This is a genomic window from Streptomyces carminius, from assembly GCF_002794255.1.
Lineage (GTDB): Bacteria > Actinomycetota > Actinomycetes > Streptomycetales > Streptomycetaceae > Streptomyces > Streptomyces carminius.
This window is the reverse complement of the sequence record NZ_PGGW01000038.1, coordinates 116,086-138,933: the sequence shown is the minus strand read 5'-3', so window position 1 is coordinate 138,933 and position 22,848 is coordinate 116,086. Positions and strand designations below refer to the sequence as shown.

The 22,848-nt window shown below is 74.4% G+C and carries 18 protein-coding genes; 9 read left to right on the top strand and 9 right to left on the bottom strand.

From position 1 onward, the window contains the following. Positions 1-37: 37 nt before the first annotated feature. The 8 genes from CUT44_RS09540 to CUT44_RS09505 all read left to right on the top strand — a co-directional run bounded on the left by CUT44_RS09540 (position 38) and on the right by CUT44_RS09505 (position 8,053). The gene (locus tag CUT44_RS09540; protein WP_100200215.1) at positions 38-520 is read left to right on the top strand and encodes an Lrp/AsnC family transcriptional regulator; all 483 of its coding nucleotides are present in this window, start codon (positions 38-40) and stop codon (positions 518-520) included. Positions 521-607: 87 nt separating this feature from the next. Next, positions 608-2,302 (top strand): DUF885 domain-containing protein, encoded by a 1,695-nt coding sequence (locus tag CUT44_RS09535; RefSeq protein ID WP_100200214.1) that lies wholly within the window; start codon positions 608-610, stop codon positions 2,300-2,302. A 456-nt stretch (positions 2,303-2,758) separates the two neighbouring features. Further along, positions 2,759-4,087: an ATP-binding protein gene (locus CUT44_RS09530; protein WP_146252153.1), complete on the top strand. Its 1,329-nt coding sequence runs from the start codon at positions 2,759-2,761 to the stop codon at positions 4,085-4,087. Next, complete coding sequence (locus CUT44_RS09525) at positions 4,084-4,494, top strand: roadblock/LC7 domain-containing protein (RefSeq protein ID WP_100200212.1); 411 nt, start codon at positions 4,084-4,086, stop codon at positions 4,492-4,494. The genes CUT44_RS09530 and CUT44_RS09525 overlap by 4 nt, the downstream gene beginning before the upstream one ends. Continuing rightward, the gene (locus CUT44_RS09520) at positions 4,491-4,853 is read left to right on the top strand and encodes a DUF742 domain-containing protein (protein ID WP_100200211.1); all 363 of its coding nucleotides are present in this window, start codon (positions 4,491-4,493) and stop codon (positions 4,851-4,853) included. Before CUT44_RS09525 ends, CUT44_RS09520 begins: the two co-directional genes overlap by 4 nt. After that, positions 4,831-5,454, top strand: a complete 624-nt coding sequence (locus CUT44_RS09515; protein WP_100200210.1) for a GTP-binding protein — start codon at positions 4,831-4,833, stop codon at positions 5,452-5,454. Before CUT44_RS09520 ends, CUT44_RS09515 begins: the two co-directional genes overlap by 23 nt. Continuing rightward, complete coding sequence (locus tag CUT44_RS33930; protein WP_233221081.1) at positions 5,451-6,962, top strand: cytochrome P450; 1,512 nt, start codon at positions 5,451-5,453, stop codon at positions 6,960-6,962. The genes CUT44_RS09515 and CUT44_RS33930 overlap by 4 nt, the downstream gene beginning before the upstream one ends. Beyond that, complete coding sequence (locus tag CUT44_RS09505) at positions 6,959-8,053, top strand: cytochrome P450 family protein (protein WP_233221080.1); 1,095 nt, start codon at positions 6,959-6,961, stop codon at positions 8,051-8,053. The genes CUT44_RS33930 and CUT44_RS09505 overlap by 4 nt, the downstream gene beginning before the upstream one ends. Before the next feature lie 53 nt (positions 8,054-8,106). On the opposite strand, the gene CUT44_RS09500 is transcribed toward CUT44_RS09505, so the two are convergent. The 4 genes from CUT44_RS09500 to CUT44_RS09485 form a co-directional block, all read right to left on the bottom strand. Continuing rightward, a complete protein-coding gene (locus CUT44_RS09500; protein WP_100200208.1) occupies positions 8,107-8,946 on the bottom strand; it encodes an SDR family oxidoreductase in 840 nt (279 codons plus the stop codon). 83 nt (positions 8,947-9,029) lie between these two features. Next, entirely contained in the window at positions 9,030-12,047 is a 3,018-nt protein-coding gene (locus CUT44_RS09495) for an AAA family ATPase (RefSeq protein WP_100200207.1), read from the bottom strand. Beyond that, entirely contained in the window at positions 12,044-13,210 is a 1,167-nt protein-coding gene (locus CUT44_RS09490; RefSeq protein WP_100200206.1) for an exonuclease SbcCD subunit D, read from the bottom strand. Before CUT44_RS09490 ends, CUT44_RS09495 begins: the two co-directional genes overlap by 4 nt. Before the next feature lie 148 nt (positions 13,211-13,358). Continuing rightward, on the bottom strand, positions 13,359-14,702 hold the full coding sequence (locus tag CUT44_RS09485) for a pectate lyase family protein (protein ID WP_100200205.1): 1,344 nt from the start codon (positions 14,700-14,702) through the stop codon (positions 13,359-13,361). Between the two features lie 52 nt (positions 14,703-14,754). Between CUT44_RS09485 and CUT44_RS09480 the strand changes: the two genes are divergently transcribed. Next, positions 14,755-15,468: a CDP-alcohol phosphatidyltransferase family protein gene (locus tag CUT44_RS09480; protein ID WP_233221076.1), complete on the top strand. Its 714-nt coding sequence runs from the start codon at positions 14,755-14,757 to the stop codon at positions 15,466-15,468. A gap of 31 nt (positions 15,469-15,499) precedes the next feature. Here the strand turns inward: CUT44_RS09480 and CUT44_RS09475 are convergent, their stop codons facing one another. The 5 genes from CUT44_RS09475 to CUT44_RS09455 form a co-directional block, all read right to left on the bottom strand. After that, positions 15,500-15,958: an adenylyltransferase/cytidyltransferase family protein gene (locus CUT44_RS09475; protein WP_100200204.1), complete on the bottom strand. Its 459-nt coding sequence runs from the start codon at positions 15,956-15,958 to the stop codon at positions 15,500-15,502. A 23-nt stretch (positions 15,959-15,981) separates the two neighbouring features. Further along, positions 15,982-17,529, bottom strand: coding sequence for a hypothetical protein (locus CUT44_RS09470; RefSeq protein WP_100200372.1), 1,548 nt, complete (start codon positions 17,527-17,529; stop codon positions 15,982-15,984). Between the two features lie 95 nt (positions 17,530-17,624). Beyond that, positions 17,625-19,247, bottom strand: coding sequence for a lipopolysaccharide biosynthesis protein (locus CUT44_RS09465; protein ID WP_100200203.1), 1,623 nt, complete (start codon positions 19,245-19,247; stop codon positions 17,625-17,627). Then, positions 19,244-21,055 (bottom strand): lipopolysaccharide biosynthesis protein, encoded by a 1,812-nt coding sequence (locus tag CUT44_RS09460; protein ID WP_100200202.1) that lies wholly within the window; start codon positions 21,053-21,055, stop codon positions 19,244-19,246. The genes CUT44_RS09465 and CUT44_RS09460 overlap by 4 nt, the downstream gene beginning before the upstream one ends. Beyond that, positions 21,052-22,671: a hypothetical protein gene (locus tag CUT44_RS09455; protein WP_199185544.1), complete on the bottom strand. Its 1,620-nt coding sequence runs from the start codon at positions 22,669-22,671 to the stop codon at positions 21,052-21,054. The genes CUT44_RS09460 and CUT44_RS09455 overlap by 4 nt, the downstream gene beginning before the upstream one ends. Between the last annotated feature and the right edge of the window lie 177 nt (positions 22,672-22,848).

Below are 22,848 nucleotides of genomic sequence, written 5' to 3'. Positions count from 1 at the left end.
GGGATTCGACGACGGAAGGCCGTGTTATGTTCGGCGAATGCCGGAATCCGTCGTACTCGATCCGGTGGACCTGGAGATCCTGCGGCTGCTGCAGAACGACGCCCGGACCACGTACCGCGATCTCGCCGCCGCCGTCGGCGTGGCCCCGTCGACCTGCCTGGACCGGGTGGCGCGGCTGCGCCGCGGCGGAGTGATCCTCGGCCACGCCCTGCGACTGGATCCGGCCAGACTCGGAAGGCCCCTCGAAGCCCTGCTGTCGGTCCAGGTGCGGCCCCACCGCAGGGAACTGGTCGGTCCGTTCGTGGAGCGGATCAGGGCTCTGCCGGAGGCCCGGGCACTGTTCCATCTGACCGGCCCCGACGACTACCTGGTCCATGTGGCGGTGGCCGGGACCGCAGATCTCCAGCGGCTGGTGCTGGACGAGTTCACCTCGCGCCGGGAGGTGGCCCGGGTCGAGACGCGTCTGGTCTTCCAGCAGTGGACGTGCGGTCCGTTGCTGCCCCCGGCCCCGCCGCGGTGAGCCGCGGCGGTCCGCGGTGACCGGTGCGCGTCGCCGCGGACCGGCCACCGGTGACGCGGCGGGCGGTGCCGTACGAGGATGTGGCCCATGTCCGATGCCACGAAGAACGCGCCCCTGCCCCGCCAGGTCGCCGACGCGTACGTCGACGCCCTCGTCGAAATCGACCCCGTCCTCGGCACCCACCTCGGTCTTCCCGGGAGCGCGGAACGGCTGCCCGACCTCTCCCCGGCCGGCCTGCGGGCCAGGGCCCACCTGGCCCGCACCGCCCTGGAGCGGCTCGCGGAGGCCGAGCGGCGCCCCGGTGGCGACAGCGCGGCCGAACGGCGCTGCGCACGCCTGCTGCGGGAGCGGCTGACCGCCGAACTCGACGTGCACGACGCGGGCGAGGAACTGCGCGCGGTCGGCAACCTCATCTCCCCGCTGCACTCCGTGCGCAACGTCTTCACCATGATGCCCCTCGGGAGCGAGGAGGACTGGGCGGCCCTCGCCCGGCGGCTGAGCGCCGTCCCGGCGGCGCTGGAGGGCTATCGCGCCGCACTGGCGGAGGGCCTGCGCGGCGGGCTCCCGGCCGGTCCCCGGCAGGTCGCCACGGTGATCGGACAGCTGGGCGAGTGGACCGGCGCGGACGGCGGGGAGAGCTGGTTCGCCGGTCTGGTCTCCGGCGGGCCCGGCGCCCTGCGCGCCGAGCTGGACAAGGGGGCCGCCGAGGCCGCCGGCGCCATGGCGGCCCTGCGCGACTGGCTGCGCGGCACCTACGCCCCCGCCGTCGCCGACGCCCCGGACACCGTGGGCCGCGAGCGGTACCGGCTCTGGTCGCGCTACTGGAACGGCACCGCCCTGGACCTGGAGGAGGCGTACGCGTACGGCTGGGAGGAGTACCACGGCGTCCACGCCCGGATGCGGGCCGAGGCCGACAAGGTGCTGCCCGGCGCCACGACTCCCTGGGAGGCGCTGCGCCACCTCGACGACCACGGCAGGGCGGTCGAGGGGGTGGCGGAAGTCCGGGCATGGCTCCAGGACCTGATGGACGAGGCGATCGACGGACTGGACGGCACGCACTTCGAGCTGGCCGGGCCGATCCGGCGCGTCGAGGCCATGATCGCTCCGCCCGGCAGCGCCGCCGCGCCCTACTACACCACGCCGTCACTGGACTTCTCCCGGCCGGGCCGCACCTGGCTGCCGACGGCGGGCCGGACCCGTTTCCCCGTCTACGACCTGGTCACCACCTGGTACCACGAGGGGGTGCCCGGCCACCATCTCCAGCTCGCCCAGTGGGTGTACGTCGCCGACCGGCTCTCGCGCTACCAGACGACGGTCGGCATGGTCAGCGCCAACGCCGAGGGCTGGGCGCTGTACGCGGAACGGCTCATGGACGAGCTGGGCTTCCTGGACAGTCCCGAGCTGCGGCTGGGCTATCTGGACGCGCAGATGATGCGCTCCCTGCGGGTCGTCGTGGACATCGGCATGCATCTGGGGCTGGAGATCCCGGGCCACTCCCCCTTCCGCCCCGGGGAGCGGTGGACCCCGGAGCTGGCCCTGGAGTTCTTCGGTGCGCACTCCGGACGTCCGGCCGACTTCGTGGCGAGCGAACTGGTCCGGTATCTGGGCCTCCCCGGCCAGGCCATCGGCTACAAGCTGGGCGAACGCGCCTGGCTGGCGGGCCGCGCGGCGGCCCGTGCCGCGCACGGCGACGCCTTCGACGCCAAACGGTGGCACATGGCGGCGCTGTCGCTGGGATCGCTGGGTCTGGACGACCTGGTGGCGGAGCTCTCCGCGCTCTGAACGGGCCGGGGCTGCCCGGCTCCGCGTGTGGTCCTCGTAGGGGCGCGCAGCCTGATTCGCGCGCCCCTACGAGACGGACTTCCTTCCGGTCGTCGCTCCCAGAACACCGGCCGCGTACTCCGCACGATCCCCATCACACGTTCGCGGGAAGCCCTCGGAACCCATCACACCGCCTCCGCGTTCACCCGGCGTTGCCGCCACGTTTCCCGCACGTTGCGGTCGTACAGAACGAATTTCCCACAAGCAGGACACCAGCATAATCCGTAGGCACATACCGAAACGTGCCGGACTCATACCAGACAGTCACCGAGGTGGCGGCAACCTGGCCGTTTTCCCTCCCCCGCCTTCCTCGGCCCCCTACGCTGTCGTGGCACGCGAACCGTGATCCTCAGGTCAGCCCTCCACGCACCGGCTTGACCGTTTCTTCCCGCAACGACGCGTCCGCGAGGAAAGCCGATGACCGATATAACGACCGTGGCGAGCCTGCTCGGCTCGGGCCTGGGTGTGGCCCTCACACCAGTGGCGGTGCGTCAGGCCCGACGTATCCGTGAGCTGCGGACGCAGTTGTCCGGCGCCCGCTCGGGCATCCGCGCCCGGGACGCCGAACTGGCCCGGCTGGCCGGGGTGAGCCTGCCGGCGGCCGTCCAGTCCGTCGGCGACCGCCGGCCCGTCCCGGCCTCCCCGCCGGTGGACGCCGAACTGGCCGGAACGCCGTTCGCCCACCACCTCCACGAGCTGCGGACCCTGGTCGTACGAGCCCTCACCGACGCCGAGGGGCGTACCGCCCAGATGACCCAGACGACGCTGCTGTCCGTGGCCCGCACGCTCCAGGCACTGGCCAACAAGCAGCAGATGGCCGTCACCGACATGCTGGCCAGGCACGACTCGCCCCAGGTGCTGGGGGACCTGCAGGTGGTCGACCACGCCACCGCCCAGATCCTGCGGCGTGCCCAGGCGATCACCGTGGTCTGCGGCTCCTACCCGGGGCGGCAGCACAACGCCACCCCGCTGAGCGACGTGGTGCGGGGCGCGGTCAGCCGCATCCTGGACTTCCGGCGCGTCAAGGTCTTCCACGACGAGGGCGAACGCGCCGTCGTCGGGCGGGCCGTGGAGGGGCTGGTGCTCGCCCTCGCCGAACTGCTGGAGAACGCCACCCGCTACTCGCATCCGGACACCCAGGTGCTGGTGCAGTTCGAGCGCGCGCACAACGGCCTGTCCGTCGTCGTGGACGACAAGGGCGTGGGCCTGCAGCCGGGCGAGCGGGAGCGGGCCACCCGGCTGCTGTCCGGCGAGGGGCCCGTCACCATCACCCGGCTGGGCGACCCGCCGAAGTTCGGCTTCGCGGTGATCGGACTGCTCAGCGCCCGGTACGGATTCGAGGTGTCGGTGACCAAGTCCCCCTACAGCGGGGTACGGGCCGTGACCTTCCTGCCCAGCACGCTGCTCACCGACAGCGTGCCCACCCAGCCGGTGGCCCTGTTCGGCGCGGCCGGCGCGGCCGGCCCCGCCCCGGGCGGCGCGTCCGGTGCCGCCGGTCCGGCGACGGCGGCGGGGGCGAAGACCGCGGGCGGGCTGCCCAAGCGGCGGCGGTACACGTCGGAGGCGTCCGCCGCGGCACCGGCCTCCACACCGGCCGATCCGGCCGGCCCCTCCGACGGGGAAACCGCCACCGGCCGCTCACCGCGGCAGTCCGCGGCCACGCTGGGCGGCTTCGCCCGTGCGGCACGGGCCGCCCAGCGCACCACGCCGACGTCCGGAGAACCCGAGGGGGAGAACAAGCCATGATCTTCGACAACGAGAAACTCGCCTGGATGCTGGCCCAGCTCATGGACCAGCCGGACGTCTACGACGCCCTGCTGGTGTCGGGAGACGGCCTGGTCCGGGCGTGTACTCCGGGGCTGGACCGGGACACCGCGGAGCAGATGGCCGCGGCACTGGCCGGAGTGCAGGCCACCTCCAGCGCCAGCGCGCGGCTGTGCCGGTCCGACCCCGGTTCCTGGGAGCAGAGCCTGACGCAGTTCCGCGACGGATACGTCCTCACCATCCGGGCGGGCGACGGCAGTTTCCTCACCGCGGCGACCTCCGGCACGGCGGACGTGGAGGCGATCAGCTTCCGGATGCACCAGTTGGTGGCCCAGCTCGGCGGGCAGATGACCAGCGAGCCCCGCCACGACGCCGGCGGACCGACATGACACCCCGCCGCGTACGCATGGACCTGGTCCGCCCCTACGTCATCACCGGCGGCCGCCACGAGCCCAGCCGCAACACCCACGCCCTGGACCTGGTCACCCTGGTCACCGCCACCGGCGACCGCCCCGTGGCGGAACTGGAGCCGGAGCAGCAGCGGATGGTCCGGGTGTGCCAGGGCGGCTATCTGTCGGTCGCGGAGGTCGCCGGCCATGTGCGGCTGCCCGTGGCGGTCACCACGATCCTGCTGGCGGACCTGATCGACAGCGGCCATGTGGTCGCGCGCAGGCCCCCGCCGGCGGCCCAGCCCACCGATCTCGACGTCCTGGAGAAGGTCCTGGATGGCCTCAACAACATCCTCTGACAGGTCCGCCGACAGCGGGATCTACGTGCGCGACACTGTCGAGACCACCGCGAAACTGCTGATCGTCGGACCGTTCGGGGTCGGCAAGACCACCCTGATAGGCACCGTCAGCGAGATCGAGCCACTGCGGACCGAGGAGGTCATGACACAGGCCGGCGCGCTGGTGGACGATCTGAGGGGCGTCGAGGACAAGCGGACCACCACCGTCGCGATGGACTTCGGCCGGCTCACCCTCTCCCCGGACCTGGTGCTGTACCTGTTCGGCGCTCCCGGCCAGCGGCGTTTCAACCAGGTGGCACCGGTGTGGCAGCAGCTGGTCCGCGGCGCCTACGGCGCCCTGGTACTGGCCGACACCCGCCGACTGGACGCCTCCTTCGACGCGATGGAGATGGTCGAGCGGCACGGCCTGCCGTACGCGGTCGCCCTCAACTCCTTCCCCGACGCCCCGCACTTCCCGGACGACGAACTCCGCGAGGCACTCGACCTGAAACCCGGGACCCCCTTGGTCAGCTGCGACGCGCGGGACCGCACCTCGGCCGCACGGGCGCTGATCGCCCTGGTCGGACACGTCCACACCTACTACCAGGAGCACCTTCCGTGACAACCCCGTCCCCCGGCCCGGACACCGCTCCCCCGCCGGGCTGCCCGGCGCACTCGGCCCCGGGCGGCACTCCCGGCTCCGGCAGCGGCCTGCCCGCCCTGTACGGGCCCGGCTTCGCCGCCGACCCGGACGCCCTCTACGCCAGGCTCCGCCCCCAGGGCCCGGCCCACTGGGTGGAACTCGCCCCCGGTGTGCCCGCCGTCGTGGTCACCGACTACGCCGCGGCCCTGGAGGTGCTGCGCAGCTCGCAGTTCAGCAAGGACGCCCGCCGCTGGACCGCCCTGATGGAGGGGCGGATCCCCATGGACAACGAGGTCGTCCCCATGATGGGTTTCCGGCCCAGCCTGCTGTTCGCCGACGGCGACCGGCATCTGCGGCTGCGCAAGACCGTCGACGACGCGCTGGCCCGGGTCGACTCCTACCGGGTGCGCTCCTACGTGCGGCGCGGGGCGGGCCGGCTGATCGGCGAGTTCGGCCCGATGGGCAGGGCGGAGCTGGTGAGCCAGTACTCCCACCGCATCCCGCCGCTGGTGTTCACCCAGCTGTTCGGCTGCTCCGACGAGCAGACGGAGCGCATGGCCCGGGCCTGCGCGCAGATGATCGCCGCCGAACCCGCCACCGCCCAACGGGGCAGCGAGGACCTGGCCCGCTGCCTGGCCGGGCTGATCGCCGACAAGCGCCGTTCCCCCGGCGCCGACCTGACCTCCTGGCTGCTGCACCATCCGCTGCGGCTGTCGGACGAGGAGATGCTCCACCAGCTGGTGGTCCTCATCGGTGCGGGCACCGTGCCGCAGTCCGCCTGGATATCCAGCGCGATCATGCTGCTGCTGACCGACGACCGGTTCGCCGGTGATCTCTCCGGCGGCAGCCTCACCGTCTCCGACGCGCTCAACGAGGTCCTGTGGAAGCGGTCGCCGATGGCGAACTTCTGCTTCCACTACGCGACGAACGAGTACGACCTGCGCGACGACTCCGGCGCGGGGCTGCTGATCCCCCCGGGAGTCCCGGTGCTCATCAGCCACGAGGCGGTCAACTCCCACGCCGTCCGGGGCACGGCCGGCGACCGCCGCTCCAACCACGCCCATCTGGCCTTCGGCGGGGGGCCGCACGTGTGCCCCGCCCAGGGGCTGTCGGAAATCATCGCCGATGTGGCGATCGAGACGCTGCTCGACGTACTGCCCGACATGGAACTGGCCGTGCCGGCAGGGGATCTGGTCTGGCGGCCGGGACCCTTTCACCGTAGCCTTGCCGCGCTGCCTGTGATCTTCCCGGCACTCTCCGCATCCGAACCCGTACCCGAGTCCGTGCCCGAACCCGGGCCCGCGAGCACGCCCGTCCAGACATCCGCCGCGTCCGAACAGACCTCCGGAGGCCAGTCATGGAACCACTCGACGTCCCCGTCCTCGATCCCACCGGCCGTGACCGTCCCGGAGAGGCGGCCGGACTCCGTTCCCGGGGGCCGGCGACGCCGGTGGAGCTCCCCGGTGGCGTGGTTGCGTGGTCGGTGACCGCTCACGAGTACATCAAGCGGCTGGCCGGGGACCGCCGGGTCTCCCGGGACGCCCGGCGCCACTGGCCGGAGCTGGAGCGAATACCCCAGGACTGGGCCCTCAACGTGTGGGTGCGGGTGGAGAGCGCTTTCACCAGCTACGGCGCCGAGCACCGCCGCCTGCGCAACCTGATCGCCCCGTCCTTCACCCCCCGCCGCACCGAGGCGCTGCGCCCCCGCGTCCAGGAGATCGTCGACGACCTGATCACCGGACTGGAGAGCGCCGATCCGGGCGAACCGGTGGACCTGCGCGCCCGGTTCGCCTACGTCATCCCCAACGAGGTGATATGCGAGCTGTTCGGCGTCCCGGCCGACATGCGCCCCTGGACCCGCCGGGTCATGGACGCCGTGCTGAACACCGAGGCCTCCCCCGAACAGGCCCGCGCCGACTACGCCGAGATGTGGGCCTGCATGCGGGCGCTGGCCGACATCAAGCGCGCCCGGCCGGGCGAGGACATGACCAGTGAGCTCATCGCCGCCCGCGACGGCGACTTCCGGCTCGACGAGCACCAGCTGATCAGCACGCTCGTCCTGATGATCGGGGCCGGCAGCGAGACCGCCGTCAACCTCATCGCCGAGGCCGTACGCTCCCTGCTCGCGCTCCCCGAACAGCTCGCCCTGGTCCGGTCCGGCCAGGCCGGCTGGGACGACGTGATCGAGGAGACCCTGCGCGCCCATGCTCCGATCATGCACATGCCGCTGCGGTACGCGGTGGAGGACATCGACCTGGACGGCGTGACGATCCGCAAGGGCGACGCCATCATCCTCGGCTTCGGTGCCGCCGGCCGTGATCCGGCGCTGTACGGGGAGAGCGCCGACACCTTCGACCTCACCCGGACCGAGCGGGAGCACCTGGCCTTCGGCCACGGCGTGCACTACTGCCTGGGCGCGCCGCTGGCCCGGCTGGAGGCCGCCATAGCGCTGCCGGCCCTGTTCGACCGCTTCCCCGAGATGCGGCTGGCCGTCGCCCCCGAGGAGCTGGTCCCCCAGCCGTCGTTCATCGCCAACGGGCACCGGGAGCTGCCGGTGCACCTCAAGCCGGTCTCGTAAATACATCCGTCCGTCCGCCGGGACCGGACGCGTCCCGGCGAACGGACGGGCCGTCAGCGGGTGAACCCGCCCTCGGAGTCGATGACCTGTCCGGTGATCCAGGCCGCCTCGTCGGTGACGAGCCAGGCCACCAGCCGCGCGGGGTCGTCCGGCTGTCCCCACCGTCCGCCGGGGAACATGGCCGCGACGGCCGCGTGCTCCTCGCCGGTGAGGTAGCCGGTGTCCACCGGACCGGGGTTGACCGTGTTCACGGTGACGCCACGAGGGGCGAGGGCGGTGGCCAGGGAGCGGGTGACGGAGGCCAGCGCCCCCTTGCTCAGGGCGTAGGCCAGTTCGCCCGGCATACCGCCGCCCCGGTCCTGGCCCGAGGTCATCATGACCACCCGGCCGCCCTCCCGCGCCGCCTGCCGGCGCCGGGCGTACGCCTGGACCAGCAGCACCGTGGAGCGGGTGTTGACCGCCCAGTGGGCGTCCAGCATGTCCGCGTCGATCTCGTCCAGCGGGCCGTCCTCGCCGCTGAGGGCGTGGTTGGCGACCAGGATGTCGAGTCGCCCGCCGAGGGCCTCGGCGGCCGCCTCGACCAACCGCGCCGGAGCGCCGGGGGCGGTGAGGTCGGCGGGGCCGTGGGCGACGGCCGCGCCGTCGGCCGCGAGCGGCCGCAGTCCGGCGGCGAGCGCCCCGGGGCCGCCCGGGTCGGCGCCCCAGGGCTTGGCGGCGTCGTGGGGGACGTGGTGGTGGAGGTAGACACCGGCGCCGTACGCGACGAGCCGGCGGGCGATCGCCCAGCCGATTCCGGCCCGGCGGCTCGCCCCGGTCACCAGGGCGGTACGGCCGCGCAGCGGCAGCGGGTCGCGGTGCGGGGTGCCGGGGGTGTGCGGGGTGCCGGGACTCATGGCATCCGATGATCGCGGCGGGCCACACCGGCCGTCACCCGGTTTTCCTCCGGGTACCGTCTGCCCGGCGCACCCGGCGTCCCTCACCCGGCCGCCGGTCCCCGGTGCCGGACGGCCGACCCGGTGCGGGTCTTGACCACCTCCAGCTGGACGGGAACGCGCTGCCGCAGGTCGGGGACATGACTGACGATGCCGACGCTGCGGTCGCGCTCGCGCAGGGAGTCCAGTACGTCCAGCACCTCGTCGAGGGTCTGGTCGTCCAGGCTGCCGAACCCCTCGTCGATGAAGAGGGTGTCCAGCCGCAGCCCGCCCGCCTCCTCGGTGACGACGTCGGCCAGGCCCAGGGCGAGGGCGAGGGAGGCGAAGAAGGTCTCACCGCCGGAGAGGGTGGCGGTGTCGCGCTCCCGGCCCGTCCAGGCGTCGATGACGTGCAGTCCCAGACCGGAGCGGCCCCGCCCGGGGCCGCGCGCGTCGGAGTGGACCAGGGTGTAGCGGCCGCCGGACATGTACGCCAGCCGGGCACCGGCCGCGGCGGCCACCTGCTCCAGCCTGGCGGCCAGGACGTAGGACTCCAGACGCATCCGGTGCTCGTTCTCCGTGGACGTCCCGGCCGCCAGGCCCGCCAGACGGGCCACCCGGTCGTACTCCTCGCGCAGCGGGGCCAGCCGGCGGGCGTCGGCCAGGGCGTCGGCGGACAGGCCGTCGAGTTCGGCGCACCGCCGGTCTGCCTCGGCGTGGGCGGCGGAGGCGGCGTTCAGCCGGGCGACGGCCTCCTTCAGCGCTGTCTCGGCCCCGGTGAGGCGATCGGGCGGCAGTTCGGCGGCGTCGGCCAGTTCGGGGTCGGCGAGCTCGGCCGCCACGGCCGCCTCCTCGGCCTGCCACTCGTCGAGGCGGTGCTGCAGCGCGCGTTGCTCCAGCTCGGCGAGCCGGGCGCCGGCGGCGGCCCGCGGGGTGTCGAACCCGGCGCGCCAGACGGCGTCCGCCAGCCGCGCGTCGGCGTCCTTGAGCCGCCGCGCGGCGGTCTCGGCGGCGCCGGCGGCCTCGGCGGCGGCGGCCAGCAGTGCGGCGCGGTGTTCCAGTTCGGCGGCGCGGTGTGCCACGGAGGGTGCCGTGCCCCGGGCCCGGGCCACCTGCCGCGCCAGTTCCGTGTGTTCCCGCAGCAGTGCCTCGCGGGTGGAGGTGCGGGCGGCCGCCCGGCGCCCGGCGTCCTGCCGGGCGGTCCGGCGGCTGTCGTGCTCGCGCAGCAGCCGGTCGAAGGCCGCGCGGGCGTCGGCCGCGCCGGCCGCGGTACGGCGGGCGGCCGTGTGCTCCGTCTCCAGGGCGGCCGCCTCGTCGGCGAGTTCGGCGGCGGAGGTCTCCCCCGCCTCCGCCGCGGCCGCCGTCAGCCGCTCCCGCAGGGAGTCCAGCCGCCGCTCGGCCCGCCGGTGCGCCTCCTCGGCCTCCCGGTGGCGGTCCAGGGCCGCCTCCTCCGCCCGCCGGTCCACGTGCCGCGCGCCGGGCCGGGCCGGCTCGGGGTGCTCGGGCGAGCCGCAGACCATGCACGGTGCGCCGTCGCTCAGCTCGGCGGCGAGTTCGGCGGCGATGCCGTCCAGCCGCCGTGCCCTGACGTCCAGCCACTCCTGTTTGGCGGCCAGTGCCCGCTCGTGCGTCTCAGTCAGCTCGGCCCGGGCTCCGCTCTCCTCGGCGGTGAGGGCGTCGCGATGGCGGGCGGCCGCCAGCTTCCGCCGGAGTGTGTCGAGCCGCCGGGCGAGCCGTTCGGCCTGGGACGCGGCCTCCGCGGCGGCCTCGACGCGCCGCTGGTGGGCGTCGCGGGTGGTCTCCCAGTCCGCCAGCCACTCGTCCGCCTCCCGCAGCAGTTCCTCGTCCGCGCCCGACTCGCTCTCCAGCCGGGCGAGTTCGGCGGTGAGACGGGTGGCGCGCTCCTCGGCCTGCCGGGCGGCCTCCAGGGTGCCCAGCTCCCGGCGGACGGCACGTTCGAGTCCGGCGAGCCGCTCCGCGGGGGCCTGGGCGTCCGCGGCGGGCAGCAGGCCGCGGGCGGCCTCCTCGGCGAGCGCCGTGCGGCGGCGCTCGTCCTCGGCCCGTTCCCGGGCGTCGAGGACGGGGGCCACCACCTCGGCGGCGCGGGCCCGCTCCAGCCGCGCGCGGTCGCGGCGGTGCTCCTCCTCCCCCGCGGCCAGGGCGGCGGCGCGCTGCCGGGCGGCGGCGTACCGGCGCCGGCGGCGGTCCAGCTCCCGGGCCTCCTCCAGCCGCCGCCCGGCGGCGGCATGGGCCTCCTGCGCGGCCCGGAGCGCCGCCGCGGCGATGTCCCGCCGCTCCCGGGCGGTGGAGCGGGCCAGGGCCGCCCACTCCAGCACGGCACCGGCCAGGCCCGGATCGCCCGGCGCGAGGCCGTCCAGCGGTGTCCCGCCGGGTCCGGGACCGCCCCCGGCGGCCTGCCGCATGCGCTGGCCCAGCACGAGCAGCCGCTCGTCACCGCCGCGCACCCGGTGCTGCGCGGCGGTGCGCAGTTCCGCCAGGTGCTGCTCGACGGCGGCGAAGCGGTGGGTGTCGAAGAGGCGGCCCAGCAGTCTGGCCCGGTCCTCCGCGCCGGCCCGCAGGAAGCGGGCGAACTCGCCCTGGGGCAGCAGGACCACCTGGCAGAACTGCTCGCGGCTCATGCCCAGCAGTTGGGCGAGTTCCTCGCCGATCTCCTGGTGGGAGCGGCTGAGCGCCTTCCAGGTGCCGGTGGCGGCGTCGTACTCGCGCAGCCAGGACTGGGCCTTGTCGGTGGTCAGGCCGGTGCCGCGCTTCTTGGGGCGCCGCTGCTCGGGCTGCCGGGTGACCTCCAGCCGCCGGCCGCCGACGGTGAGGTCGAGGACCACCTCGGTACGGGTGCCGGGGTCGGCGTGGTCGCTGCGCAGCCGGGCCGGTCCGGAGGTCTGGCGGGCGCCGGGCACCCCGCCGTACAGGGCGTAGCAGACGGCGTCCAGCACCGAGGTCTTGCCCGCACCGGTCGGTCCGTGCAGCAGGAACAGGCCGGCCGCGGACAACGCGTCGAAGTCGATCGTCTGGGTGCCGCCGAACGGGCCGAAGGCGGTGACGGCGAGGCGGTGCAGTCTCATCGGGGGGCCTCCGTGCGGGCCGCTTCGGCGCGTACGGCGTCCAGGGCACCGCCCAGCAGGGCGCTTTCGTGCTCGTCGGGCCCGGCACCGCCCCGCACGTGGGCGACGAAGCCCTCCAGGATCTCTTGGTCGGTGCGGTCGCGCAGCCGCCGCCCGTAGGAGACGGAAGCGTCCTCGGGCGGCCGCTCGGGGTCCAGGACGAGGGTGAGGACGTGGGGGAAGCGGGCGGTGAGGGCGGCCATCGGCTCGCGCGGGCGGACCGGATCGGTGAGGGTGGCCTCCACCCACGCCTGCTCGTGGCGCTCCAGACCGGGGTCGGCGAGCAGGTCCGCCAGCCGGCCGCGGACACGGGCCAGCGGGCGGGGCACCGGGCAGTCGGTCCGCTCGGCGCTCACCTCGCCGCCGGGCCCGAGGTCGACCAGCCACATCGACTTGCGGTGGCGGGCCTCCGAGAAGGAGTAGGCCAGCGGGGAGCCGGAGTAGCGGATCCGCCCGGTGAGCGTCTGGCAGCCGTGCAGATGGCCCAGGGCCACGTAGTCCACCCCGTCGAAGACGGCGGCCGGGACGGAGGCGACCCCGCCGACGGTGATGTCCCGTTCGCTGTCGGACGCCTCGCCCCCGGTGACGAAGGCGTGGGCCAGGACGACCGAGCGGGTGCCCGCCGGGCGGGCGGCCAGATCGGCGCGCACCCGGTCCATGGCGGCGCCCAGCACCGCGGCGTGTCCGGCCCGCTCCACCCCGAGGACGTCCTTGACCAGAGCCGGTTCCAGGTAGGGCAGGCCGTAGAAGGCGACCTCGCCGTGGGCGTCGGCCAGGACCACGGGGGTGCCGCAGCCGGCGGGGTCGGTGCGCAGGTGGACACCCGCCCGGCCGATGAGCCCGGCGCCCACGCCCAGGCGGCGGGCCGAGTCGTGGTTGCCGGAGATCATGACGGTCGGCACGCCGAGGTCCGCGAGGCGGTGCAGGGCCTCGTCGAAGAGTTCGACGGCGGCGAGCGGCGGCACCGCCCGGTCGTAGACGTCGCCGGCGACGAGCACCGCGTCGACGCCCTCGGCGCGCACCGTCTCCACCAGATGGTCGACGAAGGCCGCCTGGGCGGACAGCAGGTTCACCCGGTGGAAGCTCCGTCCCAGGTGCCAGTCCGAGGTGTGCAGCAGTCTCAACGGCCCGCTCCGTCCCGCACGTGTCCCCTCTCCCCGCCCCTGTCGGTCAAGATCTGGATTGTGGCACGGTTCGTCCGCCGGCATGCCCCTCGCGGGGGAATCCGCCGGAGTTCCCGGTCCTTGGGCGGTCCGCCCGGTGGGCCGCCGGTCAGCGCCCCCGGCAGTCGACGTACCGGATCCGCTCCGTGGCGCCCTCGGCGAAGTCCTCCTGGCCGTGGTTGGCCAGCAGGCACATGTCGTAGCGGGCGGCCGGTCCCCCGCCGTCCCCGGCGGGCCGGTAGGTGTGCTTCCCCGAGAGCTGGCAGGAGTCGTAGCGCACCAGCGGGCCGGGCCCGGTGGGGCGGTAGCGGTGCGGACGGGAGCCGGGCGCGAAGTCCTTGAAGGCGTGGGCGGTGTCGTCGCAGTCGTTGAAGTGCACCGTGCCGCTCTCCCAGGCGCAGTCGATCACCAAGGTGTCCGGGCCGCGCACCTCGAAGCGGATGTCCTCGGCGTGGAAGCGCTGCACGGAGCCGTGGTGGTCGGCGCGCGGGAAGCGGAAGAAGGTGCTGGTGCGGCCGTACTCCCCGGACTCCCCGGACTCCCCGGGCCCTCCCGTCCGCTCCGGACGGCGGCCGGTGACGATGTAGGAGCCGCCCCGGCAGGTGACGGAGCCGCCGTAGGGGAACTCCAGGAAGTTTCCCCACTCGTACTCCACCTTCATGTCGTTGAACCAGTAGTTGAGGAACTGGTCCTGCTGCCCGGGGTCCCGCGACCGCTGTGACAGCCCGGAGTACAGGAACGCCCGGCGCCAGGCGCCGCCCACCCGGCAGGCCTCCCAGCGCATCTCGGAGTTGGTGTTGCTGCCGTCGAGCGCGAGCCCGTAGGTCCACTCCCCCAGCCACTCGCAGTCGGTGAACCGGTAGTCCTGGGCCTGCCCGGTGGAGTACGAGTAGAAGAACGAGGCGCCGGGAGTGCCGGAGCGGAACCCGAGGTGCTCGAACACGATGTTCGCCCAGGCGTCCTCGTTGCGGCACAGATAGGAGTCCGCGGCCCGGCGGGGTGCGAACAGGAGCTGTGTCATGCGCTTGCCCGCGCCCCGGAACCGCAGGCCGTTGGCCTTCGGCCGGCCGCCGGCCGCGCCGATCAGCGCGTCCGGCTCGCGAATGAGGTAGACGCCCGCCGGTATGTCGACGACGGTGCGGCCGGTGCCGTTCCACACCCGGTCGACGGCGTGCCGGTAGGCGCGGACGAAGGCCCGGCTGTCGTCGGTCCGGCCGTCGCCCCGGGCGCCGAAGTCGGCGACGACGTCGACGGTGTCCTTCCCCTTGGGCCTGCGGCCGCCGACGGACAGGGTGCGGGCCTCGTCCGCCGCGGAGTCCGCCGCGTCCGCGGTACCCGCCGTCTCGCAGCCCGCGAGGCCGGCCGTCAGCGCGGCGGCCGTACCCGCCGTGCCCGCCGTCAGCACCGCGCGGCGGCTGGTGGTACCGGTCCGCCGTAAGGAGTCGCCTGCCATGATGATGCTCCTTCGAGAAGTCCGTGGTGCGGGTGCGTCGAGTGGGGGGAAAGTGAGCCGGTTCGGTTACGCGGTGGAGCGGTTGTCGGCTGCGCAGAAATCAGCCAGGGGGGTGTCGCTGTACTCGCGGTACGTCAACCGGCCGGCGGGCCGGTTACTGGCCGCGGCCGCCTACGCCGCGCGCCTGACGCCCAACCAGGTCACCCTGGCGAGCGCGGTCTCCACGTTCACCGGGATCGGGCTGATCGCCGCCCTGCCGCCGTCGCACGCCCTGGCGGCCGGGGTGTTCGCCGCGCTGGTGGTGGGCTTCGCCCTGGACTCGGCCGACGGGCAGCTCGCCCGGCTGACGGGGACGGGCAGCCCGGCCGGCGAGTGGCTGGACCACGTGGTGGACTGCGCGAAGATGCTGGCGCTCCACATGGCGGTACTGGTCTCGTTCCACCGGTACTTCGGCTTCTCCGACCCGGTGTACCTGCTCATTCCCGTCGCCTTCCAGTTCGCCGCCGTGCTGGTCTTCTTCGGCGGCATCCTCACCGAGCAGCTGAAGCGGAGGGTGGAGCGGCCCGCCCCCGCGGCGCCGCCCTCCACCCTCCGCTCGGTCGCCCTGCTGCCCGTGGACTACGGGGTGTTCTGCGCGGTGTTCCTCTTCCTCGGCGTCCGCGGGCTGTTCGTGGCGCTGTACTGCGTGCTGCTCGCCGCCCATCTGCTGTTCATGGCGGCGTTCCTGGTGAAGTGGTACCGGGAGTTGTCCGCCCTGACCCGCTGACCCGGCCCGGCGGCCGGGGCCGCTTCGGCGGTCAGGCCGACTCCGTCGACTCCGCCGCCGGCCCGGCGGGGCCCGCGATCCCGTCCAGGGCCCGGCGCAGCAGGGTGCTGGAGGTGTGCACGGTGTAGGGGAAGTACACGACGTCGACGCCGACTCCGGCGAAGTCCCGCTCCAGCCTCTCCCCCTTCTCCGTGCCCCGCCAGTCGTCGCCCTTGAAGATGACGTCGAAGCGGACCTGCCGCCAGGTCTCCAGCTTGTCGGGCACCGTCTCCACGAACGCCGCGTCCACGAAGCGGATGCTGCGGACGATCTCCAGCCGTTCGGTGAGCGGGACGACCGGGGAGCGGCCCTTGGCCGCCCGGGCCATCTCGTCCGACACCACGCCGGCCACCAGGTAGTCGCACCGGCTCCTGGCGTGCCGCAGGATGTTGAGGTGCCCGATGTGGAATAAGTCGTAGACCCCGGGCGCGTAGCCCACTCGATGTGTCATCCGCTGTTCTCCTCGGCGTGCGGTCAGTTGCCGGCTGTCACGTACACGGGGCCGTTGCGGCCCGAGAGATTGGTGCCGTCGGTGACCTCCAGCGAGTACCGGTGGGTCGTACCCGGCTCCACGGTGTCGGTGAAGGTGATCACGGGCCGGTCCCAGTGGCGCGACTCCGCCTCGACGGAGGTCAGATAAGTGCCGTCCCGGTGGATCCGGTAGGTCAGTGTGCCGTCGTCCCGGTCCCACGAGGCCCGCCAGCTGAGGGTGACCTCCCCCGGGGAGGTGCTGGTGCCGCTCAGGATCGGCACCTGCGGGGCCTCGGTGTCGGGTCCCGCCGCGAAGCGGGTCAGCCCCTGCTGCGGCCGGTCGTTGACGGTGGTGAACTCGCCGCCGGTCCACAGGATGCCCTCGGCCTCGGCCATCACCATGGCACGCGGGCCGATCTGTTCGCCGATGCCGTCGTTGGTGTCCGGGAACCACGGCAGGATCGTCTCGTCGGCGATCGACTGGGCCAGCAGGTGCTGGCGGTTGTTGTGCTCCGGGAAGCCGCCCGGCGTCGAGGAGCAGTTGTGCGCGTGGGAACCGCTGTAGAGCACGCCCTGCCAGGGCACGACGGCCTGGGTGGCGCCCAGGCAGGTGTCCTTCCACAGCAGTTCGCCGTCGGAGAGCCGGCCCGCCGCGCGGCCGTCGAAGACCCCGCCGCCGGTGCCCTCGGCGGCGAGGTAGAAATTCGTGCCGTCGTTGACGAGCCCCTTGACCGCGGAGCGGCGGGGGATCCAGCCGGTGAAGCGGTGGACGATCTCGCCGGTGGTCGCGTCCAGGCCGACCAGCCCGTGCACGCTGTTGAACAGACTGCCGTTCACCGAGGTGAACCGGCCGCCGATGATGACCTTGTTCAGGTGCGGGGCGACGGTGATGGCGTTGATACCCGGGGTGGGGTCGTTGGAGATGGACGAGCCCTCGATCACGGCGCGGAAGGGCAGCAGGGTGCTGTCGCGGCGCAGGGCCGCGACGCGTTCCCGGGGCTGGCCCTGCACGGTGGAGAACTGGCCACCGAGGTAGACCGTGGTGTCGGTGACGTCGATGGCCCGGACCGTCGAGGATACGGTGGGCCGCCAGTCGTCGTCGATGGTGCAGTCGTCGGTGTCGAGGGCGGCGGTGTTGGCGCGTCCCACTCCCCCGGCGCTCCCGAAGGAGCCGCCGATGTAGAGGACCTCCCCGTCGGGCGAGGCCTTCAGGGCCCGGACCGTTCCGCTTCCCCCGGTGAAGGCCGGCGCGCACGGCAGCGGCTGACCGGTGTCGGCGTCGAACGCCGCGAAGTTCCTGCGGGGCAGCTCGCGTGAGCTGCCGGGGGAGGTGCCGGGCGGCCGGATGTTGCCGAACGTGCCTCCCACGTAGACGACGCCCTTGGCGTAGGTCAACGCCCATACGATGCCGTCGGTCTGCCAGGTGCTGAGCGGATCGGCGGTGAGTGTGGTTTCGCCCGCCGCCTGGGCCGGTCCCGCACCCAGGGCCGTCGAGGCCAGGCCGAGCATGACGGCGGCGAGCAGTGTTCTGACGGATCTTCTCCTGCGCATGGTTCCCCCCTGGAAGCACATGGCGAGTACGGGTGGGGCGAGGCGGGAGCCGTGTCCGCCGGCTGCGGCGGCGGACACGGACGCCACATCCGTGTTCACCGTGAGTTCCCTTTCCCGCCCTTGCGCAGCACCCGGAAGAACTCCCCCGTCCCCAGCGGCACACGATAGCGCCAGACGGTGACGGTGAAGGCACAAACCGTCAAAGCCATGCCCAGGGAAGCGGCCGGTACGGTGTCGCCGCCGGTCAGCCGCACACCGAGCACGAGGGGGGCGACGGCCGCGAAGGCGACGGCGGCGGCGCACAGATAGCCGCGGTCGACCGTGCGGAAGCCCAGCCGGTGGCGCACCAGCAGTGCCGAGGCCACGTTGTCCACCACGATCGCCAGCCCCCAGGCGACGGCCGCGCCCGCCACCCCGTACCGCGGTACCAGCCAGAAGCCCAGACCGAGCTGGACGGCGAACCCGGCGCCGGCGACCGCGAGGTTCCACACACTGCGGCCGGCCATCAGGATGACGGTCTGCGCGTTGCCGACCCCGACGTTGACCGCGCAGGCCGCCGCCAGCACCACCAGTCCCGTGGCGCCGTCGTCGAACCCCTCCCCGAACAGCGACAGCACGGTGCGGGGGAAGGCCGCCAGATACACGAACAGCGGCCAGGAGAACAGCACGATCCAGCGGGTGGACAGCCGGTGCAGCCGTTCCGCCTCCGGCCGGTGGCCGCCCGCGAGCAGCCGGCTGAGCTGGGCGGCGACCGCCAGCCGGACGGCGAGCTGGAGCAGGGTGCCGGCGGTCACCAGCCGGCCGACCGCGGTGTAGATCCCGGCCTCGGCGCTGGTGCCCAGCACCGACAGCAGGACCACCCCGATCCACACGGCGGCGATGTCGAAGACCGAGGACAGGGCGCGCGGTCCGGCGAAGGACCAGAACTCGCCCGGGGTGACCGGTGGCGTCCCCGGTGTGCCGGGGTGCGCGGCACGCGACCGGCGCAGCGCCAGCCAGACCACCGCCGCGGCCGGCAGCGCGGGCGCCAGCCAGGCGGCGGACAGCGCCACCACGCCCGGCGCCAGAAGCGCCACCGGCAGGGCGACGGCGACCCGCAGCACGGGCTTGCCCATCTGCTCCACACCCACGAAGGGCACCACCGAGCCGTAGCCCCGGGTGGCCCCGAGCAGGACCAGCGACACGGTCGTCACCGGCAGGAAGACCGCGAACAGCCGCAGCACCGCCGCCGCCTGGCCGTCCGGCAGCCCGGGCAGCAGCCAGGCCGCCGACCCCGGTGCCAGCAGCACCGCCGCCATGGCCGCCGCGGAAGCGGCCAGGGCGGGCGGCACGGCGGTGCGCAGCAGGGCGGGCACCCCGGCTCCGCCGGTGAGCTCCAGATCGCGGGAGACGAAGCGCACCAGCGCGGTGTCGGCGCCCAGCTTGCAGGCGTTGCTCACGATGGTGAACGCGGCGACACCGGCGAAGACCGCTCCGGCCCCGTGCGCGCCGAGTCCGCGGGTGACGACGGCGACCAGGGCGAAACCGAACAGCGCGTTCACCGCCGAGCCCGCGAAGCCGAACCAGCCGCCGCGCACCGTGGCGGCGACTCCCCGGCCGGAGGGCCCGGCACCTCCCGGGGTGCCTTGCGCGGCGCCTTCCGGGGCATCCCCCGGGGCGTCGCTCCCGGCCCCGGTACCGCCCGTGCCGCCGGCCGGGACGGGACGGACGCCGGTCATGCGCGCAGGGCGGTGTCGTCACCGGTACGCGCCCGGGGTCCGTCCGGGCCGGGCACACCGGACCCGGCGTCCGCCGGAACGGTGGGGTGCTCCCCCGGTTCCCCCGGCGCGCTGCGCGGGGACGGATCGGCCGCGGCGGACCCGGGACCCCGGCGCGCCCGGCCCGGCAGACGGAGCGGCAGCCGTTCCGCCAGGCGTACGGGCCACCGGCCCGTACGCCCGCCCACGGGCCGGGCGCCGCCGCCCGGGTGCAGCACCGCGCCCACGACGTGCCCTCCCACGGAGGCGACCAGCTCCCGTACCCGCTCCAGGTCCTCCCGGCGGGTGCGGTCCGGGACGCAGACCACCAGCACACCGCGTACGGCACCGGCGACGGCCAGGCCGTCCGCGTGGGACAGCAGCGGCCTGGTGAGGGCCACCGTGTATCTCCCTCCGGTGGAACTCCCCGCGGTCCCGTTCCCAGTGCCGTCGTTCCCGGTGCCGTCGTTCCCGGTGCCGTCGCCGTCCTCCGGTCCGGTCAGCAGCCGGGCGAGCTCCGGGGAGTTCAGCGCCCGGGTCGCGTCGGGGACCGCGCGCCCCGGAACGAGTTCGAGGGTTCCGGCGGTGTCCGCGTCCACCGTCAGCCGCGTCCCGCCGGGCCAGTCCGCCCCGGGCCGCTCACCGGCACCGCCGCGCACGGGCACCCTCCCGGCCACCTCCGGCGCGCGCGGATCGGCCTCGACCAGCAGGACGCCGCTGCCGGTCTCCGCCAGGGCGGCGGCGAGGTTGACCGCGGTGGAGACGGCCTCGGCGTGCTCCCGCGCGGAGACGACCAGCAGGCTGCCGGGCCGCGCCAGCCGCGGATGGCGCAGCACCCGGAAGGCGATCGCCCGGTACGTCTCGGCGCGCTCGCCGCCGCGCACCGGGCCGACCTCCAGGGTTCCCGTGCTGCCCCGCCGCCGCGGCAGGGTGCCCAGCACCGGCGCGCCCAGCGCGTCGCGCGCCTCGGCGGCGGAGCGCACCCGGGGGTCGAGCAGGGAACGGAGCCAGGCTGCCACCAGCCCGCCGGCCAGCCCGACGACCGCCCCCACGGCGATCAGCGCCGCCGCCCCGGGGCCGGACGGCGCCTCGGGCACCTCCCCCTCGCGCACCACGTCGCCGGGCGAGGTGTCCAGGGACCGCAGGGCGCTGACGCGGCCCTGGAGATCGGCGATCCGGGCGCCCAGGGTCTCGCGCTCGGCCCGGGCGCTCTCCCGGGCCACCGCCCCGTCCGCGTCCGCGATCCGCCGGTCCAGTTCGGCGCGCCGTGCCAGCAGGGGTTCGAGTTCCTCGGAGAGTCCGGTGAGGATGCTCTCGACACGGCGCTCGGCGGTCTCCTCGCGGTGGTCGAGGTAGGCCCGTACGAAGGCGTCGGCCCGCCGGACGGCCGTGCGCGGCGAGTCCGCGGTGTAGGCGAACTCCAGCAGATGCGTCTCGGGCGGGTTGCTCACCCGCAGGCCGCGCCGGAGGCCCGCCGGGTCGGTCCGGCCGCCCAGGGCCCTCGCGGCCCGTGCGGCGACCGCCGCGCTGCCCGCGACCTGCCGCTCGGTGGCCATGCTGAGCTGCCGGTCGGCGGGTATCCCGCCGCTCTCCGGGAGGCCGGCGCCGACGGGCTGCACGACGACCTCGCCGGTGGCGGTGTACTCCGTCCCGCCGGCGGCCGATAAGGCACCGCCGGCGAGGACGCCCAGCAGCAGGCCGAGCACGATGGCGGCGCGGTGGCGGAAGAGCCTGCGCAACTGGTCGCGGAGCTGGTCGGGCTCGCGCGGGACGGGGTCGGTGTGGCTCACGTGCGTGCTTCTCCCGTGGACGGAGGTGAGGGGACGGTGCGCCGTGCGGCGGACACCGGCACCCGTGCGGGCGCGGGCGGCTCGTACGCCGCCGGTGGCGCGGGACCGGCCGGGGTTCCGGCGCGGCCCCCGGCGGACCCGCCGCCGGGCGGCGGGGCGGGCCGGCGGCGGCGCACGCCGGCGGTGACGAGCAGGGGCACGGCGATCAGCAGGGCCAGCGGTCCCATGACGAACATGAGGCTGCCGCGCAGCAGGATGAGCTGGTAGAAGCCGAACGCGGGCACGGCCAGCGCCGCCAGGGTGCCGCCGTGCTCCCGCAGCCGGTCGCGGATGCCGTCGATCCGCCGGCTCACGGCGCCGAAGAGGGCGAAGAAGGCGACGACGCCGGGGAACCCGGCCCACATGTAGGTCTCGATCCACAGCGGCGCGGAGAGGTTCTCGAAGGAGTAGCCCGCGTGCCGGGCCAGCAGGATCCCGCTGTCCTCGGGCTTGTCGGGCCACACCGCGCGCGGCACGAAGAACAGCGGCGGCCCCGGCGCGGCGCCGGGCGAGTGGCCGTTCTCCCGTACGTGGTCCAGTCCGGTGGCGATCTGCTGGAAGGCGTCGTAGTCGCCGTTGGAGGTGAACTGCTCGGCGAGTGAGACGACCTCGACCGGCCGGCGCTTGTCGTGGCGGAAGTAGTCGCCGTACGGGAAGACCGTGAGCACCGCGACGGTGACGGCCACCGCGCCGATCCGGAAGGCGCGCGGCCGGCGCAGCAGGGAGGTGCCGAACAGGATCGTCAGCAGTACCGTGCCGGCCCAGAAGCGCGGCTGGCTGACGGGGTTGTTCACCACCACGTTCAGCGCGAGGAGGACCGGCAGGAGGATCCACCGCAGTCCGCGCAGGGTCCGGTCACCGTTCCCGGCCCGGGGCACGTACAGCAGCGCGACCAGCGCCCAGAACGCCGGGACCGACAGGCTCCACGCCGCCAGCGCCTGGTCGGCGGCGGCGCCCGGCACGCTCTGCGCCGCCGCCTCGTTGACGGCCTGGCGGCTCTGGAAGAACACCGCCAGGCCGCCCTGGGCGGGCACCAGGACGGCGGCCAGCAGCAGCGCGAGCCCGCACAGCAGCAGGACCCGTAAGGGCGTCACCCGGCGGGCGAGCAGCGGCTCCAGGACGCCGGGGGCACCGGAAGCACCGGGGGTGGCGGGGGTGGCGCCCGGCCGCCGTCCGGCCAGGGCCGCGCCGCCGCTGTAGGCGAGCAGCCCGGCCTCCACCACGGCGGCCGCGCCGAAGGCGGTGCCGGGATCGACGGCGAAACCCCACGGGTAGGCCTCGGTGGCGACCATGGCCAGCGCCGCCAGGCCCAGCCAGACGTAGCAGAAGAGCCAGAAGCCGAAGGCCACGACCCGTACCCGGGGGTCGGTCAGCACCCGGGCCAGCGCCGTCCCGGTGTGGACGACGACCACGCACTGCAGGGCGAGCGCGGCACCGGGGCGCACCTGCTGCCCGTACAGCACCAGCGCGGGCAGCAGCAGGACGAGCACCACGGTCCACAGGCACAGTGCGGGCACGCTGCGCCGTTCCGCGTGTCGTGGGGGTCCGCCGCCGCGGGCCGGTTCCCTGTCGGACATGGCCGGTTCTCCTCCCCCCGTCCGCCGGCCGGCCCCACAATCCGTGGGACGGCGGCGGGCGGGGCCGTGTTCTGGTGCCTTCTCCCGTCCGGTGTCCCGTCCGGTGTCCCGTCCGATCCGGCACCGCGCCGGTCCGCGGACGCCTAGGATGACCGCTATTTCGGAGGGGGAACAGCA

Excerpts from the sequence above, each read along its gene's own strand:
- CUT44_RS09540 (WP_100200215.1), top strand. The coding sequence starts at position 38 with ATGCCGGAATCCGTCGTACTCGATCCGGTGGACCTGGAGATCCTGCGG.
- CUT44_RS09535 (WP_100200214.1), top strand. The coding sequence starts at position 608 with ATGTCCGATGCCACGAAGAACGCGCCCCTGCCCCGCCAGGTCGCCGAC.
- CUT44_RS09530 (WP_146252153.1), top strand. The coding sequence starts at position 2,759 with ATGACCGATATAACGACCGTGGCGAGCCTGCTCGGCTCGGGCCTGGGT.
- CUT44_RS09525 (WP_100200212.1), top strand. The coding sequence starts at position 4,084 with ATGATCTTCGACAACGAGAAACTCGCCTGGATGCTGGCCCAGCTCATG.
- CUT44_RS09520 (WP_100200211.1), top strand. The coding sequence starts at position 4,491 with ATGACACCCCGCCGCGTACGCATGGACCTGGTCCGCCCCTACGTCATC.
- CUT44_RS09515 (WP_100200210.1), top strand. The coding sequence starts at position 4,831 with ATGGCCTCAACAACATCCTCTGACAGGTCCGCCGACAGCGGGATCTAC.
- CUT44_RS09500 (WP_100200208.1), bottom strand. The coding sequence starts at position 8,946 with ATGAGTCCCGGCACCCCGCACACCCCCGGCACCCCGCACCGCGACCCG.
- CUT44_RS09495 (WP_100200207.1), bottom strand. The coding sequence starts at position 12,047 with ATGAGACTGCACCGCCTCGCCGTCACCGCCTTCGGCCCGTTCGGCGGC.
- CUT44_RS09485 (WP_100200205.1), bottom strand. The coding sequence starts at position 14,702 with ATGGCAGGCGACTCCTTACGGCGGACCGGTACCACCAGCCGCCGCGCG.
- CUT44_RS09475 (WP_100200204.1), bottom strand. The coding sequence starts at position 15,958 with ATGACACATCGAGTGGGCTACGCGCCCGGGGTCTACGACTTATTCCAC.
- CUT44_RS09470 (WP_100200372.1), bottom strand. The coding sequence starts at position 17,529 with ATGCGCAGGAGAAGATCCGTCAGAACACTGCTCGCCGCCGTCATGCTC.
- CUT44_RS09465 (WP_100200203.1), bottom strand. The coding sequence starts at position 19,247 with ATGACCGGCGTCCGTCCCGTCCCGGCCGGCGGCACGGGCGGTACCGGG.
- CUT44_RS09455 (WP_199185544.1), bottom strand. The coding sequence starts at position 22,671 with ATGTCCGACAGGGAACCGGCCCGCGGCGGCGGACCCCCACGACACGCG.